Source organism: Micromonospora sp. SCSIO 07396 (assembly GCF_053667945.1).
This window is the reverse complement of sequence record NZ_CM132210.1, coordinates 4,351,941-4,370,691: the sequence shown is the minus strand read 5'-3', so window position 1 is coordinate 4,370,691 and position 18,751 is coordinate 4,351,941. Positions and strand designations below refer to the sequence as shown.

At 70.7% G+C, this 18,751-nt stretch carries 10 protein-coding genes and 1 CRISPR repeat array (1 of these 11 running past the window's edge); of the genes, 9 read left to right on the top strand and 1 reads right to left on the bottom strand.

All coding sequences use genetic code 11. The features are described from left to right. Positions 1-951: direct repeats of the CRISPR family, unit length 28 nt; unit sequence CTGTTCCCCGCGCATGCGGGGGTGATCC (it extends 785 nt beyond the left edge of the window). A 1,046-nt stretch (positions 952-1,997) separates the two neighbouring features. From ACWCHM_RS18560 to ACWCHM_RS18545, 4 genes are all read left to right on the top strand, one after another. Next, entirely contained in the window at positions 1,998-2,786 is a 789-nt protein-coding gene (locus ACWCHM_RS18560) for an SCO2525 family SAM-dependent methyltransferase (RefSeq protein ID WP_421488982.1), read from the top strand. Positions 2,787-3,007: 221 nt separating this feature from the next. Next, a complete protein-coding gene (locus tag ACWCHM_RS18555; RefSeq protein WP_421488981.1) occupies positions 3,008-4,849 on the top strand; it encodes an SCO2524 family protein in 1,842 nt (613 codons plus the stop codon). Beyond that, a complete protein-coding gene (locus ACWCHM_RS18550; protein ID WP_454219166.1) occupies positions 4,849-5,778 on the top strand; it encodes an SCO2523 family variant P-loop protein in 930 nt (309 codons plus the stop codon). Before ACWCHM_RS18555 ends, ACWCHM_RS18550 begins: the two co-directional genes overlap by 1 nt. Next, entirely contained in the window at positions 5,775-6,740 is a 966-nt protein-coding gene (locus ACWCHM_RS18545) for an SCO2522 family protein (RefSeq protein WP_454219164.1), read from the top strand. Before ACWCHM_RS18550 ends, ACWCHM_RS18545 begins: the two co-directional genes overlap by 4 nt. Before the next feature lie 4 nt (positions 6,741-6,744). On the opposite strand, the gene ACWCHM_RS18540 is transcribed toward ACWCHM_RS18545, so the two are convergent. Continuing rightward, positions 6,745-7,704, bottom strand: a complete 960-nt coding sequence (locus tag ACWCHM_RS18540; RefSeq protein WP_204957180.1) for an SCO2521 family protein — start codon at positions 7,702-7,704, stop codon at positions 6,745-6,747. 244 nt (positions 7,705-7,948) lie between these two features. On the opposite strand from ACWCHM_RS18540, the gene ACWCHM_RS18535 reads away from it, so the two are divergent. From ACWCHM_RS18535 to ACWCHM_RS18515, 5 genes are all read left to right on the top strand, one after another. After that, positions 7,949-12,154, top strand: coding sequence for a HEAT repeat domain-containing protein (locus ACWCHM_RS18535; protein WP_421488978.1), 4,206 nt, complete (start codon positions 7,949-7,951; stop codon positions 12,152-12,154). A 62-nt stretch (positions 12,155-12,216) separates the two neighbouring features. Then, positions 12,217-14,019, top strand: a complete 1,803-nt coding sequence (locus tag ACWCHM_RS18530) for a RyR domain-containing protein (protein ID WP_421488977.1) — start codon at positions 12,217-12,219, stop codon at positions 14,017-14,019. After that, positions 14,009-14,521, top strand: a complete 513-nt coding sequence (locus tag ACWCHM_RS18525) for a hypothetical protein (protein WP_204957183.1) — start codon at positions 14,009-14,011, stop codon at positions 14,519-14,521. The genes ACWCHM_RS18530 and ACWCHM_RS18525 overlap by 11 nt, the downstream gene beginning before the upstream one ends. A 50-nt stretch (positions 14,522-14,571) precedes the next feature. Beyond that, positions 14,572-15,003, top strand: a complete 432-nt coding sequence (locus ACWCHM_RS18520; protein ID WP_454219163.1) for a hypothetical protein — start codon at positions 14,572-14,574, stop codon at positions 15,001-15,003. A gap of 59 nt (positions 15,004-15,062) precedes the next feature. After that, positions 15,063-18,746 carry a hypothetical protein gene (locus ACWCHM_RS18515; RefSeq protein WP_454219162.1) on the top strand — a complete coding sequence of 1,228 codons (3,684 nt, stop codon included), beginning with the start codon at positions 15,063-15,065 and terminating at the stop codon, positions 18,744-18,746. The last annotated feature ends 5 nt before the right edge of the window (positions 18,747-18,751 follow it).

Genomic DNA, 18,751 nt, shown 5'->3' with positions numbered 1-18,751 from the left:
GGAGTGACCTGTTCCCCGCGCATGCGGGGGTGATCCGTACGGCATCCACGCCCCCCGCGCCGGAATCGTCTGTTCCCCGCGCATGCGGGGGTGATCCCGCCCGCGTCTTCACCGCCTTCACGTTCTCGTCCTGTTCCCCGCGCATGCGGGGGTGATCCCTCGGCCGCGCCGAAGGCGACAACCGGGCCATGCTGTTCCCCGCGCATGCGGGGGTGATCCGTACGTGACCGGCGGCGGGCAGGATGCCCACTACTGTTCCCCGCGCATGCGGGGGTGATCCCGGTGAGCAGCTGTCCGTCTGGCGCGGCCGGCTCTGTTCCCCGCGCATGCGGGGGTGATCCCCCCGGCCGTGACCCAGACAAGCAGCTTGCCGCCTGTTCCCCGCGCATGCGGGGGTGATCCCTCGAACAGCCAGCCGACGTCGGAGGGCTTGCGCTGTTCCCCGCGCATGCGGGGGTGATCCCGTGACCCTGACTCCCGTCAGCGCCACTGCACTCTGTTCCCCGCGCATGCGGGGGTGATCCGCCGCCCAGGTGCAGGCCGCCGCCCTGGCCGACCTGTTCCCCGCGCATGCGGGGGTGATCCCTTTCGGGGCTGGCTGGAACGGCAACGCGGCAACTGTTCCCCGCGCATGCGGGGGTGATCCCAACCATCCGACGTGCCAGGACTGGTCGAGGGCCTGTTCCCCGCGCATGCGGGGGTGATCCTGAGGCGTACCTCAAGCAAGCTGCCCGGTGGGCCTGTTCCCCGCGCATGCGGGGGTGATCCCGGCGGGCACGGGGTGCGGCTGTGGGACTCCACCTGTTCCCCGCGCATGCGGGGGTGATCCCAGCGAAGGGCAGACCACTGTGGCGGACAGCAACTGCTCCCCGCGCATGCGGGGGTGATCCGTTCGAGCCCCAACGGGCGGCGGAGATCACGCCCTGCTCCCCGCCCATGCGGGGGCGATCCGGGAGAGGACATCGTGTCCACTTTGAGCGCCGGGTTGTTCCGCACACGCGGGGGTGACCGAAGCAGCGCAGAGGCAGCAACACGGTCACCAACGGCTGACGGCGAATGACGCTGGCCGATCGTGTTAGCCACCCCAAGAGCACTGGAGAGCAACGAATGACAGGCGATGGTGCACCGTAGCGGCGTTCACACCGAAGAGGTCGCTGGTTCGATACCAGCATCGCCCACTCTCAGTTCCGCAGGTCATAGGCCGCTTCCCGGGTTCGGGAGGTGGCCTTTCTGCTCCCGGGGTGGGATTCCCGCGTTGCTCTACCGCCGGCCGTCGTGGTGGGCCGGCCGGGCGCAACGCGCAGCCCCACCGGGCTCGGACGCAGGCCGGGACCGCGCGGGCGGCACGGTTGCGCGGGATGTTCGGGCGGGACGGGGTGGGTGCGGCATGGTGGGTGCGCGTCCTTTCGATCTGATGACATCAGCGAATCAGGCACATCCCGTCCGGCGTGGTCGATTCGGTGGGCTGGGTGGATCGACCGCGCTTGCCGAATCGGCGGGCTGGTCGATTCGGTGGGCTGGGTGGATCGACCGCGCTCGCTGAATCGGCGGGCTGGTCGATTCGGTGGGCTGGGTGGATCGACCGCGCTCGCCGATTCGACGGACTGGTCGGATCGGCGGGTGTGGCCGGACCGGCGGGTGTGGGCATGCTCGATTCGGTAGGTGTGGCCGCCGCGCTCGGGCTCGGGCGGCCCTGACCGGGGGTGGGATCGCCCGGGTGTGGGCAGTTCCGCCGCCCAGTGCGGCTGGCAGTTGCGGAGGAAACCGCTGTCGGTGCGGTATCCGTGGGGGGCCGTCGTCAGCGATTCGTCAATGTCATCAGATCGAAAGGACGCGTAGGGGTATACCTGTCCGCCGGCCCGGGCCCGCCCGCCGCTGGTCGCAAACCCCGCGACTCTTGCGGGCCGGCAGCACTTTCCGATACACAAAGGGCGGTGCACCGAGCGCGTCCGGGACCTCACCGAAGGTCGTCCGCCGACATCGATGGAGGCGCAATCATGGCGTTGACCCCGGCGGCTGGTGGTGGCGACCCGTCGACGTCGCCGGTTCCGATTCAGGCACTGCGGCCGGCCAATGCCGAGGTCCAGTGGGACGGGTTCGATCCACAGACGTATGTCCGACACAACTACGGGGAACTGCGGGCCGATGATCGGGAATTTCTCCGCCGGACCAGGGACTTCTTCGCCGGAGCGAAGATTTCCGATGCGCGCTGCGTCGATGTGGGGTCGGGGGCGAATCTCTATCCGACGCTGTCGCTCCTGCCGTTCGCCCACACCGTCGATCTGTGTGAATGGTCGACATCGAATGTGTTTTGGCTGCGTCAGCAGGTCGACTCCTACGACCCGATGTGGGATCCGTACTGGCAGGTGTGTGCGGAGCACCCGGCGTACGCTGCGCTGACCGATCCGCGGCGGCGTCTGGCGCGGGTGGCCCGGGTGTCGCGGACCAGCGTGTTCAACCTGCCGACGCACGCCTGGGACGCCGGAACGATGTTCTTCGTGGCGTGTTCCATCTCGGCTCACCGGTCGGAGGCGGAACGGGCGATCGCCCGGTTCCTCGGTGCGCTGCGGCCCGGGTCGCCCTTTGCCCTGGCGGTCATGCTCGGCTCCGCCGGTTACCAGGTCGGTCGGCGGTCGTTTCCGGCCGTGTCACTGGCCCGCTCCGAGGTCGTGGCCGGTATCGCCGCGAGTGCGTACGACCTGGACGTGCACGAGGAACACGCCCGGCCCCCGTTGCGTGACGGCTACGTGAGTATGTTGCTGACCACGGGTCGTACCCGCGGATAGCGACGACACCGGCGTAAGTCGGTGCCTCGACGGTGGCTGCGGGCCTGGTCCACACCCGATCGTCGGCATGCCGACACCCCTGCGACAAAGCGCTTCGGACGGTGCTCGACCGGCCCGCTACCATGACGGTGCACGTCATTGTCGGCCACCGTGGATCTTCGCGCGTACGGCAGCAACAGCGGTGCAGAGTCGGTGACTACAACAACAGACGGCGGTGGATCATGCGGATACAGCCGCGCCAGGAGATCCTCGACATCTGGCGGGCCACGGTGCGCAGTTGTTGGGACAATGGTGAATGGCGCTGGGGCGGCCGGAGCGGTAGCAACTCGATCAGTGACGCGGAACAGTTGCTGACCCTGCTGCTCCCCGCCGCCAAGGTTTCCGAGCTGTCGCTCGACGACCCGAACCGGGTCGACGACGAGGTGATCGAGGCACTCGGATCGCTCGGCGACGCGATCAAGATTCCCCGTCAGCTGGTCGGCGTGATGGTCGACTATTTCCGCCGCTACACCGACGAGGCCGGCACGCCGATCTTCGCCGGTGGCAGCTACCTCACCCCGACGGAGGGTGGCCCGCCGCTCACCGAGGAGCAGCGCTCGCTGGACATCGTCGACTCGTTCGCGGTGTCCGTAACGCTCACGTTGGCGACGATCGGTTTCGTCAAGGTCTACCGCAAGGCCACCCAACGGCGTGATCTCCTCGCCCAGTTGGACGAGTTGGAGGCGATGGCCAACGTGCGGCTGACCGCGGCCATGGTCGGTCTGCTCCGCAGCTTCAGCACCTCCGTCTTCACCTCCTCCGAAGAGTACGGCGAGCGGCTGTGCAAGATGGTCAACCAGGACGACCTGCCGCGCCGGGCAGTCGTGGACGCGCTACGCGAACAGTTGCGGGACACGATGGCCAGCCTGCGCAGCGTGCTGCTCGGGTCGGGTCGGGTGACCGAGGATCTCGACAACAGCGAGATGCTCTTCGAGTGCGGCTGGTCGTGGGGCACCATCGCCGACGCCGAGGAGGTCCCGACCACCGAGCCGATCGGCCGGCAGCGCCCCGGGTCCGCGGAGAACGCCCCCTACCTCTACTTCACGGTCATCGCGATGGACGCCATCGATGACCTGAACTCCGAGCGCACCCGCCTGCTCGGCCTGCTCAACGAGGAACAGCAGCGACTGTCCCGGGCGCTGCAACTGCGGTGGGAGCTGACCCGGACCTACTGGGCGACGGTGGCGACCTTCGGCAACCGGCGACGCTGGCCCATCGAGGACATCCCGTGGCGGACGACCGACGGCGACCGCACCGACTACTACACCCTCCAGACGACCTCGCTCGCGGTGAAGGGCCTGCTCGCCGTGGGGCGCGGCGGCGACGAGGAACTCGGCCGGATCGCCTCGGTGCTGGTGGAGTTGGCGCAGCGGGCGCGGATCACCAGGCGCGCGTCACCCGGCGAGCCGGCGCTGCTGGTGCACGCGCCCGGCAAACAGGTGATCCTCAACGACCGTGACTCGAATGCGATCATGACGTGGAACGTCAACGAGTTCTCCACGGTGCTGCTCCAGCGGGCGATCACCGTCGCCGGCCTGCTGAACAACGCCCGGCGGCGCAGCGAACTGCTCGAACTGGCGGACGAGGTGTGGGACCACCTGCTGCTGCGGCGCATCCCGGACGGTCGGCACCGGGGGTTGTGGGACCATGCGGGCGGCGCGTTCCCGGAATTGGCGCCGATGCCCGAGGCACCCTCCTGGTACCTGACCGAGCGGGCGGTGCACGCAATGGTCAACGCCAGTCAGCTGCTCTCGGAGCGGCCGTTCCCCCGGGCCAGCGGGCTCGTGGCGTACGCCCAGGATCTCGTCGACGAGGCCGAGTACCTGTTCGACCGGGAGCTGATGCGCGGCACGTTCTCCGGTGTGGCGCTGCAACGCAGGATGCGCAGCATCCGGGCCAGCCTGCACCGGGCCCAACTGCTGGTGGACGAGCGTCCGGGCACGGCGGCGGCCCTGGCGAACACGGTGTTGCTGGAGATCAACGATGCCACCACCGGTCAGCAGAAGGGCAGCGAGGGGATCTGATGCTGGTCTTCGTCACGTCCCACAAGGGTGGTACCGGTCGGTCGGTGACCGCGGCGAACATCGCCTACCGCAGCGCCCTGTCCGGCCGGTCGACCTGCTACCTGGATTACGACTTCGGCTCGCCGACGGCGGGGATCACCTTCCAGATCCCGCAGGCCGTCAACGGCGTGGAGGGATCGGGCCCCAGCCGCGGCGGTCTGCACCGGTACCTACGCGGGGAGATCCCGTTGCCCGAGCGGTTGGACGTCTGGGGCACCTCCGAGCGGCCCAGCCTGCGCCAGCGGCCCGTCGGCTCGGGTTCCCTGGTGTTCCTGCCCGGTCAACGCAACGGCAGCGAGTTCAGCTTCACCAGTGACATCGCCAAGCGCTGCGCCGAACTCTTCCTCCGCCTGGAGGAGGAGTTCGACCTGACCCTGGTGGACCTCAGTGCCGGTCGTTCGTACGCCAGTCAGATCGCCCTGGCCGCGACCGCCACCCCCGCCCTGGGCAAGGTGACCGCCCGCTGGTTGGTCTTCCACCGGTGGACTCCGCAACACGTCACGGCGGCGGCGGACCTGGCCTTCGAGGCGGGCGGGATCCTGGCCATGGGCGAGAAGTGCGGCCACGACGCGGAGCGGCTGCGGGAGTCGCTGCGGTTCGTCCGCACCGCATTGATCGACTCCCGCGGGGACGAGGTGGTCCATCTCGACCTCGCCCAACAGGCGTTCCTGCGTAAGTGCGACGACGAGTTGTCGGAGCTGGCCCGACGTAAGGGGGTCGGCCGAACCACCAGGCTCGGCTCGGTGCCGCTGGACCCGCTGTTGCAGTGGCGGGAACAACTCATCTCGGACCACGACGTGCAGACCAAGATTGCGAATGTGAAGACGGTGGACGCCTTCGTGGACCTGGCCGCGAAGCTGTTCGACGAGACCGCGTGGGAAGCCGTGTGAACGACGTGGACGTCAGGTTCCGGGAGGCAGCTGCGGTGGGTCGTACGGAGAGTGTGGCGTACGCGCACCTGTCGGTGGAGTTGGGGCACTTCTACGCCGAGGACTTCGGCGCGGGATGTCAGGAACTGCGGGACAGGTTCGCCCGGATCGCCGAGTGGTCGGCGATGATCCCGGCGCTGGCGAACCGCGGGCTGACGGCGGGCCGCCAGCCCCGGATCAGCACCTGCTTCATGGTGGACGACTACTTCCACCGGTTCGGCACCCCGCGCGAGGTCATCGCGCAGGTGCAGGGCGCGGCGGCGGCGCAGGGGCTGGTGCTCGACTACGTCGCCAGGGAGTCCAGCTTCGCCCGCCACGACGGCGTCGAACTGGCCCGGATGGTCGTCGACAACCTGGTGGTGGAGCCGCCCCGGAACACCACAGGCAGCCGCCCTCCGTTGAGTGAGTCGGGCTGGCTGTCCAACGGCATGCGCTCACCCGGTCACGTCGACGCGCCGGCGATGACGCTGCCCCGGCCGTGGTCCCCGCCGGTGCAGTCAGGCGATCCCCGGCACTCCATCTTCGTCGACGTCGAGCTGTGGTCCGGCGAGTCGAACGCCCGGGTGTGGGCCTGCGCCCTGCTCGCCTCGGTCTGGCAGATGGCCAGGCTGGGCGTGTTGCGCCATCGGGGCGAGACGCTGGTGCAGCCGCACCTGCTCACCGGCGAGCTGCCCGACTCGTGGGACGCGCTACCGGCCGTCGTCCAGTTGAATCCGGCCGCCGCGCCGTTCTGCGCGTACCGCACGCTGACGCTGATGGATACCCAGTACCTGCCTGTGGAGTTGGCGGTGCGGACGATTCTCGGCCAGGTGGCGGTGCCTCCGGCGATCGCGCAGCAGATCATCAGTCGGGCGGGCGGCGAGGGCCTGCGACTGCCCGACGAGCTGGTCGACCGGTTGAGTTACGTGTTCATCGGCGGGTGAGCGGTCAGTGCCTGCTGCACGGCTGGCCGGTCGACATCCGGCCGGCCAGGTCACGTAGCAGGGTCAGGTTGGCCACGGTGATCTGGTCCCGGATCCAGTTGACCGACGAGTTCCACTGCCGGCTGAACCCCGGCACCTGTTCGAGTCGGTCCCAGACGGGTCGTAGCCGGGGGTTCACCCGGGCGCCGGGCAGCCACAGGTGCAGCAGGTGCTCCAGCACCGGCCGCAGCCGCTCGACGTGTTCCTGGCCGGAGGCCGAGCGGGCGACGGCGGCCTCGACGAGGGAGGAGAGCGTGGTCAGCAGCCAGTCGTGCAGCGCGAGGTCCTCGCAGAGGCCGGCCACGGCGTCCGGTACGTCCTGCGGATCCAGCACCAACTCGACCGTACGCAGCGTGGGGGAGTCCACGGTGACCACCGCCGAGACCTCCCGCTCCGGCCGCGGCGAGACCTGCGCGGCCCAGCGCAGCCGGGTACGCGCCGCGCGCAGCGGCGGACGCCGGTCCAGCAGGTCGGACATCTGCACACCGTCGAGCACCCGGCCGGTGATCGCCTCCAGGTTCAACACGTCCGCGTCGTCGCCGCGCAGGAATCCCGCGGTCAGATCCGCAGCGTCCAGTTTGCCCACCGTCTCCACGATGCCCGGGTTGGCCAGGTAGTGCGACCACGGCCGGCGTCGATCGCCGCCCGTAACCCGGATGACCGAGGACGCCTGCACGATCCGGCCGCCGGTGACGATCGCCCGGGTGACCACCGCACCGACCCCGCGTAACTGCCGGCGTCGGGCGCTGGGCAGCCAGCAGTCCACCCCGGTGCGGACGTCGGGCGAGACCGCGTAGAGCGACGGACGGCGGGAGGTCAGCACCGCCTCGCCCTCGACCAGGCGGAGCACCTCGGAACTCTGTTCCTGGGCCAGCGCGGTGCTGTGCTGCAGCAGGTTGGTGTGCACCTCACCGAGTGTGAGCATGACTTCCTCCGCATCACCGCATCCGTCCGCGCCGGCTCGCGGAATGCGTCCCGAAAGGAACTCTCGTGAAAACGAGACCGGCCCGCTCGGATCTGAATCCGTGCTGTCGACATCATAGGCCCGGCTTCCGCGGGAATCCCACGCGCAGCAACGCGCGTCGAGTGTCCGTCGAACATAAGCAGGTGACGACGGCTGGTACTTTCAAAGTAGCGGTCGCCAGTCTCCCTCCTGGAGTTTGCCGTTCATGAAGGTCTACATTTCGGCCACCCAAAAGGACCTGCTGGAATACCGCGTGGCCGTGCACGCCGTGGCCCGTCGGCTGAAGATCGAGGACGTCGCCATGGAGGCGTACGGCGCCGACGTCCAGAAGCCGCTGGAGCGCTGCCTGAACGACGTCCGGGACTGCGACCTCTACCTGGGACTCTTCGCCTGGCGGTACGGATTCCGGCCGCCCGGCCAGACGTCGTCCATCACCGAGTTGGAATACCGAGCCGCGCTCACGGCCGGAAAGCCGTGCCTGGTCTTCCTGCTCGCCGACGACGCGCGCTGGCCGGGTGACATGGTGGACCGGGGCGCCGACGGCGAACGGATCCTCGAACTGCGTCGGGAGCTCAAGGAGCACCACCTGTGTGACTTCTTCTCCAGCGTGGACGACCTGACCGCCAAGGTGATGGCGGCCCTGACCGACGTGCTCAACGGGCGGTCCCAGGTCCGCGGGCCGGCCGACCCGGGCACCCACCTGCCGGAGGAGATGCGGGCCCGCTACTACCGGAACCTGGCGCTGATGTACGAGGCGGTCCCGGTGAACGCGGTGTCACCCCAACCCACCATCGGCTACCTGACCGTCGGGCTGCCGAAGGTGTTCGTGGAGCCCCGCGTGCACGAGGAAGCCCGCCCGGAGATGCCGTTGGCCTGGTGGCGCCCGGCCGGGACCACGCCGGACGGTGACGACGCGGGGCTGCCCGGGGTGGTGAACCCGGAAGAGGTCGAGCGGCTGCGGGAGGAGTACGCGGCCAAGGACGCGCCGTTGCTGTTCGACGTGGTGGGCGATCCCGCCCGACGGATGATCGTGCTGCTCGGCGACCCCGGGTCCGGCAAGTCGGCGGTCGCCCGCTACCTGGCGCTGGTGCTGGCCGGGGTCTGCGCCGAGCCCCGGCTGGCGGCGCTGGACGGCTACCTGCCCGTGCTGATCGAACTGCGGTCGTACGCCACGCACCGGGGCGACGGGCGGTGCGACGGCCTGCTGGACTATGTCGGCCACAGCCAGCAGAAGGGCCTGACCGGACTCGACCAGAAGGCGCTGGAGTCGTACCTGCGCCGGGGTGGCCGGGCGCTGTTCCTGTTCGACGGCCTGGACGAGGTGTTCGACCCGGCCCAGCGGGAGGAGGTGGCCGCGCAGATCGCCACCTTCGCCAACGAGTACCCGGGGGTGCTGACGGTGGTCACCTCACGGGGGGCGGGATACCTGCGGCAGACCTTCGCCAACGCCGGATTCGACCATTTCACGATCGAGGATCTCGACGACGGGCAGATCGCCCGTTTCCTCGACAACTGGTACCGCTACGTGATGGCCAACGGGGCGCAGGCGGAACGGCAGCGGCGGCAGTTGCTCGACGTGGTGCGCAACTCCCGGGCGATCCACGAGATCGCCGGTAACCCGCTGCTGCTGATACTCATGGCCATCGTCGGCCGGGGCCACCCGCTGCCACGCAACCGACGACGGCTGTACGCACACGTCACCGACGTCCTGATCTCCGAGTGGGACGTCACCAAGCAATTGCGGGAGAGCCACGGCGAGGTGCCGGCGTTGAACCTTGATGCAAAGCGTCGGCTGCTGCGGCAGTTGGCATTCCGGATGCAGTTCCGGGAGTCGGGGCTCGCCGGTAACTGTATTGAAACCGATGAACTGGCGCTCATCTTCCGGGACCACCTCGTCACGTTCTACAGTTTCGGTAACGAGCGGGCGCTCGCCATGGCCCACTCGATGATCGACAGATTGCGCCAGCGGAGTTTCATCCTGGAACGGTACGGGCTGCGACTGTTCGGGTTCGTGCACCGCGCGTTCCTGGAGTTCTTCTGTGCCGAGGAGATCGTGGACGGGATCGAGCACGGTCGGGACTCCTGGGGCCCCGACCGGTTGCGTGCGCTGTTCCGCGACCACTGGGCCGATCCGTCCTGGCGGGAGGTGCTGCGGCTGGTGGGCGGCGCACTGCCCGCCCAGAAGGCCAACGACCTGATCGTCCGGCTCGCCACCGAGGGGACCCGACCCTGGCCGCCGCTGAACCTCACCGGCCCGCCCTGGAACCTGGTGCTCGCCGCGCAGTGCGTGGCAGAGGCAGCCCAACCCGCCGACCTGGTCGAGGCGGGCGAGGCCGTGCTGCGCCAGGTCGTGCTGCTGGTCGAACACGGCATCTCCCTCGACGATCCCAATCTGGTCGACCTCACCGAGCAGGAGTTGCTCTCCTCGATCCGGGCGCTGGGGCCGGACTGGCCCGGCCGGGCGACCTTCCTGCACTGGTACCGCCGCCGGGGGATACGCACCAGTTGGCGCACCGGCTCCGCGTTCGCCACCCGGATCGCCGTCGCGCTCTCCACCGCCGACGAACAGCTGGAGGAGTTGCTGCTGCTGGAGCTGGGGCAGGGCACCGAGCGGCACGCCCACCTCACCCTGGTCGCCGGGCTCGCCGAGGCCGCCACCCGGATGGCCCCCACCGGCCGCCGCCGGTGCCGTGACCTCCTGCTCGCCCAGGCCCGGAGCGAGGTTTCCACCGCGGTACGCCAGGCCGCGGCGCGGGCCCTGGTCACCCACTTCGGCGTCGACCCCGACCTGCCGGACGTGCTGCGGGAACTCGTCGACTCCGCCGACGTGGCGGTGCGCACGCTGGCCGTGCAGGCCCTCGGCGGTCGTACCGAACTGTCCACCGACGTCCGCCGGATGGTGGTCCGGGCCACCACCGACCCTGCCGCCACCGTGCGGAGGGCGGCCGTCGGGGTGCTCACCGCGCGCCCGACCGAGCTGCCGGACGCCCCGGGGACGCTGCGGCGACTGCTGGAGACCGACCCCGACCCGGGGGTGGCGCAGCGGGCGCTGGAGGGCCTGCTGGCCCTGCCCGAACAGGCCGGGACCGCCCGCGCCGTCGCGCTAAGTCGGGTGGACGGCGATTCCCCGGACGAGGTACGGCGTTGTCTGCTGACCACCCTGCTGCCGGGGCCACCGGGCCCGGAGAGCACGGAACTGCTGCTGAGGCTGGCCGGCTCGGACAGCTCCGCGCGGCTGCGCACGGCGGCGGTGCGGCTGTTGGCCTCCGGACCCGATCCGCAGGGACGGTGCCGGGCCCGGCTGGTCGACCTGATCACCCAGGACGAGGACGCCTCCGTACGGGCTGCCGCCGTGACCGCGCTGATCGACCGGGACCGTGCCGAGGAGACCGGCTGGACCGTGGTGACGAACGCGGCCCGGGAGGACGACGACGCGACGGTACGCCTCGCGGCGGTGCGTGCCCTGGTCGACGCGTACCCGGACCACCGCACCGGGGAACTGCTTGTGGAACGCGCCCGCCGTGACCCCACGGCCAGCGTCCGGCTCGCCGCCGTCGACCTGCTCACCGGGCGACCGCGGTTCGGTCAGGCCACCCGCGCCCTGCTGGTCGGCCGGGCTCTGGAGGAACGGGACGCGCTGGTCCGGTTGCGGGTCACCCGTAGCCTGGCCAGCCTCGCCGACCTGTCCGACCCGACGGTGCGGGAGTGCCTGGCCGAGCAGGTCAGCAGAGATCCCGATCCGACCGTGCTCCGCGCGGCGGCCGAGGCGCTCGCCCGGCACGACGGCTCCGCCGCCCTGCTGGAGACGCTGTGCCGGCGGGCCCGACGGGACAGCTACGGCGGCATCCGGCTGGCCGCGGTGCAGACGCTGTGCCGGTACGGCAGCGCCGACGTGGTGACCGACGTGCTGCTGGAGTGCATCGACCTGGACACCGACCCGGCCGTGTTCGACGCGGCGGTGGGCTGCCTGACCGGGCAGGGTCCGACGTCCATGGCGGTGACGTTGCGGCTCATGCGTCGGCTGGCCGACGAGGACCCGGCGATCCGCGCCCGGGTCGCCGCCGCGCTCGGCGAACACTTCGGCGTCGACCCCGAGGTGCAGGTGCTGCTCGTCGGTCTGGTCCGCGACGACGCGTCCCTGGAGGTCAGGCGTCGGGCCGTGGAACAGCTGGGGGCGAGTATGGCCGACCGGGCGGAGGTGCCGGACCTGCTGCTGGGTCTGGTGGACGACGACGACTGGGAGATCCGCCGCACCGCGCTGCTCGCGTTGACCAGGCATCACTGGCGGGACCCACGGACCGGTGGGTTGCTCGTGCGGCTCACCCACCGGGGCGAGGACGACAGCACCCGGCGGCTGGCCGGTCAGCTGCTTGCCACACTGCCCGGCACCAGGCCCGACGACTTCCCGTGACCGGCCCCGGACGGGCGCTTCGCGACGGCTTCTGATCGACCGCGTCAAATACCATGGGCCTCATGACGGACCCGGTCGTCGGCTCGCCCCGCCGGGCTGGCTGGTGGCTGCGGGGGCTGTTCGGGGCCGTCGGACTGGCGGCGCTGATTCTCGGTTACATCGGCTTCGGGAGCCTGCTCGCGACCCGGCCGGAGACCGTGCACGACCGGTTCGACGTGCTCTACTACGACCTGCAACTCTTCGTGTTCGGTGCCGAGCCGTTCCAGAACCCGGGCCCCTACCCGTGGCAGTTGCAGGTCGCCCGGTTCGCCGCCCCGTTGTTCACCCTGCTCGCCGTGGCCGAGGCCGGCCGGCTGCTGCTGGCCGCCGAGAGCCGCCGCCTGCGCGCCCGACGGGCCCGTGGCCACGTCCTCGTCTGCGGTGACTCCCGGTTCGCCCACATGCTCGCCGACCGGCTCTTCGCCGACGGAGAGCGGGTGGTCGTGGTGCGGTCCGTGCCGTTCGGCCCGTTGGAGTACCGCCGCCGCCGCTATCTCGGCGTCATCGGTGATCCGACCAGTGCCGAGGTGCTGCGCGGCGCGGGGCTGCCCCGGGCCCACACCATCTACGCCTGCGGTGAGGACGACGACCGCAACCACGCCATCGCCAACACCGCCAGCCGGCTCGTCCGGGACGGACGGCAGCCACCACGGGTCTACGTCCTGGTCAACGACTCCGAGATGTGCCTGTCGCTCCAGGCCCGGCGGCTCGGCGCGGCCGGCTCCAGCCGGCTGCGGCTGGACTACTTCCACGTCGACGACGTCGCCGCCCGCGCGCTGTACCGACACCATCCCCTGACCGGCAGGGCCGACCGGCCCACCCGGCTGCTCGTCGCCGGCACCGGCGGGTTCCGCCGTGCCCTGCTGACCGAGACCGCCCGGCACTGGCGGGCGTGCCGGGCCCAGGCGCCCGCCGGTGTGGTCGTTCCACCCCTGCGGGTGGACCTCGTCGCCCCGGACGCCAGCACCGAACTGGAGGAGGTGACGTCCCGCTACCCGTTCATGGGCACCGTCTGCGAACTGACCGCGTACGACGGAGACCTCGACGGTGTCACGCTCGGCCGGCTCGGCTCCGGCCGCTACGATCGGATCTACGTCTGTTCCCCGGAGGAGATCAGCGGCTTGCAATTCGTGCTGGACTCACCCGGTCTCTGGCAAGGTGTCGAGAGCTGCGTGTTCGTGCCGGTCTACCGGCAGGCGGCGTTGGCGGCGGCCTTCCACGGTGACTCACACCATGACCTGCTCGACGAGGTGCACGGCAAGCTCCGCCTCTATCCGGTGCTGACCCGCGCCTGCGATGCCCGGCTGATCGGCGACGACCTCACCGAGCGGCTGGCCCGCCTGATCCACGAGCGCTACCTCGATGCGCAGCAACGGGCGGGGCTGCGGCTCGGCGACGGCCCGGCGATGGTCGACTGGTCGCTGCTGCCCGAGTCGCTGCGGCGGGCCAACCGGGCCCACGTCCAGGACATCGCCGCGAAGCTGCTGAACCTCGGGTGCGTGGTCGCACCCCGGCGGGGTGGTAGCGGTGACGTCTCCGCCGGGGAGGCCATCGACGACCGGATCGAACTGCTCGCCCGGCTCGAACACGAACGGTGGTGCCGGGAACGGCGGGGGGAGGGCTGGGCGTACGGCGAGCCCCGCGACGACGTCGGGCAGCGGCACCCCTCCCTGCGGCCGTGGGACGAGCTGCCCGCCGAGGTCCAGGAACGCAACCGCGAGGAGATCCGGGCACTGCCCACGGTGCTGTCCGACAGCGGCTTCGAGCTGATCCGGCTGCTGCCCGGGGTGCCCGAGCCGCGGAGAGGACCGGCTGATGTCGACTGATGCCGGGCTGGAACGCGTCGGTGTGACCGGGCACATCCACCTGACCCGTGACACCGAGGTGCTCGTCGCCGACGCGCTCCGGGCCGAGTTGTGCCGGCTCGGCGACCGGCCGGTGCGCGGGGTCACCTGCCTGGCCGGCGGCACGGATCAGATCTTCGCGCGTACCGTCCTGGACCTGGGCGGCACGTACGAGGTGATCCTGCCGGCCCGGGACTACCGGGACGCGGTCATCGCCCCGGGGCAGCGGGCGGGCTTCGACGAGTTGCTCGACCGGGCGGTGACCGTCGTGCACACCGGCCACGACCGGTCGGGCACCGCCGCCTTCGTCGCCGCCAACCGGGAGCTGGTCCGTCGGGTGCAGCGGCTCGTGGCGGTCTGGGACGGCGAGCCGGGTTGTCACGCGGCGTCGACGGACCGGACCGTCGACCGGGCCCGGCGTCGGGGCATCCCGGTCTCGGTCCTCTGGCCCGCCGGTGCCCGTCGGCAGCCGCCCGGGGCGTAGTGAACCGTGGGTTCACTGTCTGTCCAGTGCGGCGACCTACCCTCGCGGGTATGACATCGAAGCGGTTCGAACCACGGCGGCTGCTGGCCTCGGCCGTCGCGGCGGTCGGCGCGGTCGCCCTGGTCGTCGCGCCGACCACACCCGCGGCGGCCTCCACCATCCGCGACGGGTGGGTGCAGCTCTGCCCCTGGGGCAACTACCGGGTGCACCTCGAATACGTCGACCTCTACGGCCGGACCGTGCAGCTGGGCCCCGTCCTGAGCCCGGGTGCCGACTGCTGGTGGGGGCCGATCCCGACGGGTAGCGAGAGCACCCTGATCTGGGTCATCGGCCACTTCAACACCAGCAGCGACACCTTCGAGGTGATCGGCCCCAACCGGAACTACGAGACGTTCTACAACGGCGTCGACGGGATCGGCATCGCCGCCGAGGGCACGACCGCCTCGGGTGGCCGCAAGGACGCGCACTACTACCGGTACTGAGCCCTTACCCGTACCGGGCCACCACCGGTACCGAGCCACCACGGAACTGGGGAGAGTCGATGGTCCGCGCTGCCCGCGTACTGCTGGGGTTGTTGCTCGTCGCGTCGGTGGCGGTGCCTGCGCCGACGGTGGCGCGGGCGGTGGCGGCACCGCCGCCGGCCGGGGCGGCGTCGCTTTCGGCGGGTGTCGCCGGGGACGCGGACCTGACCGCCGGCAACCGGATCGGCGGGGTCGCCGGGCTGCCCGACTGGTCCCGGGTCGGCTATCTCGGCGGCCAGTCGTTGCCGTCGGACGCGGACCTGGCGGGCGGGTCCTGCACGATCGACGCGGCACGGCTGGCCACCGAGTTCGGGGTCCGCGCCGACGACGCGGTGGACGACAGCGTCGGCCTCCAGTCGGCCATCGACCGGATCAAGGCGAACTGTTCGCCGTCGGGCAACCCGCACCGGCTCTCGCTGATCGGGTTGCCGGCCGGGCGGATCGACATCTCCCGGCAGATCTACGTTGACGCGAACTTCCTGGTGCTGCGGGGGCAGGGCGCCGGCAGCGGCGGCACCCGGGTGGTGTTCCGGCCGGACGTCAACACTCGGTACGACACGCTGACCGCCGACGGCAGCCGGTGGAACCAGGACACGATGACCTTCGGTTCGCCGCCGGACACCGGCACCGGGGGGTGGATCTGGCCCGGTCGCGCCCTGTTCAAGGTGCAGACCCGCGAGGTCGCCGACCGGTACGCCGACGAGTGGGCCGCCGCCCCCGCCAACCGCAAGGACCTGTTCGAGGGATCGATCAACCAGCACTGGGCCTCCGGCCAGAAACTGGGTTCCGCGTCGACCGACCCGGGGTTCTCGGCCCGTGCCGGGCAGACCGTGATCCGCCTGGACGCCAAGGCGAAGATGGACGGCTTCCGCGTCGGCGGCTACGTCTGGGTCGGGGTCGCCAACAGCCTGCGCTTCTACGAGCAGCAGGGGCTCGCGCCCGACGATCCCGGCACCCGCGAGAACCTGCACATGCGCCAGCAGATGTTCCGGGCGATCGCCGTGAACACGTCGGCGAAGACCGTCACGCTGGACCGCCCGCTGGAGTACGACGCGCCCGTCGACTCCACCTCGGACGGCTCCGCGCCGATCGCCGGCAACGTCTACACCAGCAAGATCACCCCGCTGCGGGCGGTGGAGGGGGTCGGCTTCGAGAACTTCGCCTTCTCTCAGGAGATGGAGGGGCTGCCGAAGCTGCTCGGCGGCGTCTACCACCCCAGCCCGACCGACGCCGTGCACAACTACGGCAACCTGGCCCCCGAGTACGCCATGCACGGCATCGCGTTCAAGTGGGCCGCGAACAGTTGGGCGCGCGGGCTGGCCGGGTCGATGACCGGCTCGCACCCGATCGTCACCGAGGTCGCCCGCAACCTCCAGATCGAGCACAACACGTTCGACGGGGCGTGGAACAAGGGCAAGGGCGGCAACGGCTACCTGCGCGGCAGCCGGGTGTGGGACTCGCTGTGGGCGTACAACACCAGCCGGAACCTGCGACACTTCACGTTCCAGTGGTCGGCCAGCGGCAATGTGGCGTTCGGCAACGACCTCGACTCCGACCTCAACCTGCACGGCGGTTGGGAACGCTACAACCTGTTCGAGGGCAACACGGTCCGCGTCCCGTACGAGCACCGGTCGGGCAGTTGCACCGCCAACTGCGGCGGCGAGGGCGGCGAACTGGAGGACGGCACCTGGTTCCCGATCTGGTGGGCGGCGGCGGCGAAGGCGATCAAGTGGTCCGGGGCGTCCGGTCCGCAGAACGTCTTCCACCGCAACACCATGATCAAACAGTCCGTCCCGGGTGGCCCCTACCTGCCCTACGAGCCGTACTCCAGCGACGGCGGCGACGCGGAGGCGATCTACCAGTTCGGCTCCGACGCGGCGAACCCGCGCGCGTTCACCCCGCTCAGCCAGGGCGGCGCGCCGATCAAGGACTGGTCCGGCCGGGAGACCGTGAACTACGCCGGCCAGGGTGTCGCGGTACGCACCGGCGAGCGGTGGCCGTCGCTGTTCCTGCGCGACGTCGGCCAGCTCGAACCGCGCGACGGCAACCGGCGGACGGTCGTCACCTGGAACATGCAGGGCGCGGGGTCCAGCGCGGGCGGCAGCTACGAGAACAAGTACGCGACAGTGCTGGGGTTCCTCAGCGCGGGAACGCTGGCGGTGGCCCTCCAGGAGGCCGGGTCGCCGCCCGCCGGCAGCGCGCACGAGATGGCGCGGCACGCCCAGCAGGTGTTCGCCAACAACGGCATCTTCCCCCCGGTGTACGAGTACTACCTGGGCACCCTGCTCGGTGAACCCACCCGGCACCTGTACTGGCTGAACACGGACACCTCGACCCAGGGCCCGAACCGGGTCAACCTCGCCATCGCCACCGCGCAGCGCGCCGACCAGGTCGCCGTGGTCGCCGGGCAGGCGGGCGCCCGGCCGGCGCTCGGCGTACGGATCGGCGAGACGTTCTTCTTCACCGTGCACGGCTGGGCGGGCAACGGCAACGACATGCCGACAACGTTGGCGAACATCCGCACGTACATCCAGAACAACCCCGGCCCGAACGGCACCTACGAGTGGGTCGTGCTCGGCGACTTCAACCGGGAGCCGCAGAACCTGCGCAACGCGCTGCCGGCCAACCAGTTCGCCGTGATGGCCCCGGACGCCCACACCCATCCGACGACGGGCCCGACGAACACCCTGGACTACGCGGTGACCGACTTCGGCAACGGCGCGCCGACGCTCTTCCGGGCGCACACCGAGAACACGATCACCAACTCCGACCACCACCCGGTGACCTACGGCTTCGACCTGCGCGCCGCCGCGGAGGTGCCGCCGCTGTCCACACCGACGATGCCCGGCCGGGCCCTGCTGCGCAACGCCGCCACCACCTCCGTCGCCGACGCCGAACCCAACGGGGGGCCGCTGGTCGTGGATACCGCGTACGACCCGTCGCGGGCGCAACAGTGGCGGCTGGACTGGGACAACGAGGTCTCCGGCTACCTGCGCCTGCAACGGGTACGGGAGGGCAACTCGACCGACGACCGCTACCTGGGGCTGGCCGACGCAGCTCCGGACGCCCGCGCCGCGCTGGGCTGGTCACCGTCGCTGGCCCAGCTGTGGCGGCCGGTGGCCAACGGCGACGGCACCTACACCCTGCTCAACTACCTGACCGGGCAGGCGCTGACGGTGCTGCCGGGCGACTTCGTGCTGGCCGCCCGGGACGCCACCGACTCGCCGTACCAGCGCTGGTTCCTCGCGTCCTCGACGGACCTCGAACTGCGGCGCGACATCCTGCCGGTCGTCGCGCCCGCCGGCACGGCGGCCGAACTGGGGGTGGCCGGCCCGGACGGCGTCGAGGGCCGGCCGGTGCAACTGCTCCCGGCCACCACCGGCAGCCGGGAGTGGCAGCCGGTGCCGGCCGGGCAGCGCGGTGCCGACAGGTGCTTCTACCTGCTGTACGGCGACGAGTACCTGACCTCCACCCCGGACGGGGGCCTGCCGCAACCCGGCGCGCACGTGGTGCTGGACGGCTACGACCCGCACAGCCAGGGGCAGGTCTGGTGCGTGCACCAGGACACCGCCTCGATGACCATCTACAACAACACCGTCGTGCAGGGCCAACTCGTCCAGACCTACCTGACCGACCACGGCCTGCACGCGCACCTGAGCGTGGAGTCCGTGCCGGACACCGGGCGGGAGGGCTGGCGCTGGTGAGGTGA

Bases quoted from the DNA above. Each gene is read 5' to 3' on its own strand.
- ACWCHM_RS18560 (WP_421488982.1), top strand. From the start codon at position 1,998: ATGGCGTTGACCCCGGCGGCTGGTGGTGGCGACCCGTCGACGTCGCCG.
- ACWCHM_RS18550 (WP_454219166.1), top strand. From the start codon at position 4,849: ATGCTGGTCTTCGTCACGTCCCACAAGGGTGGTACCGGTCGGTCGGTG.
- ACWCHM_RS18555 (WP_421488981.1), top strand. From the start codon at position 3,008: ATGCGGATACAGCCGCGCCAGGAGATCCTCGACATCTGGCGGGCCACG.
- ACWCHM_RS18530 (WP_421488977.1), top strand. From the start codon at position 12,217: ATGACGGACCCGGTCGTCGGCTCGCCCCGCCGGGCTGGCTGGTGGCTG.
- ACWCHM_RS18535 (WP_421488978.1), top strand. From the start codon at position 7,949: ATGAAGGTCTACATTTCGGCCACCCAAAAGGACCTGCTGGAATACCGC.
- ACWCHM_RS18540 (WP_204957180.1), bottom strand. From the start codon at position 7,704: ATGCTCACACTCGGTGAGGTGCACACCAACCTGCTGCAGCACAGCACC.
- ACWCHM_RS18520 (WP_454219163.1), top strand. From the start codon at position 14,572: ATGACATCGAAGCGGTTCGAACCACGGCGGCTGCTGGCCTCGGCCGTC.
- ACWCHM_RS18515 (WP_454219162.1), top strand. From the start codon at position 15,063: ATGGTCCGCGCTGCCCGCGTACTGCTGGGGTTGTTGCTCGTCGCGTCG.
- ACWCHM_RS18525 (WP_204957183.1), top strand. From the start codon at position 14,009: ATGTCGACTGATGCCGGGCTGGAACGCGTCGGTGTGACCGGGCACATC.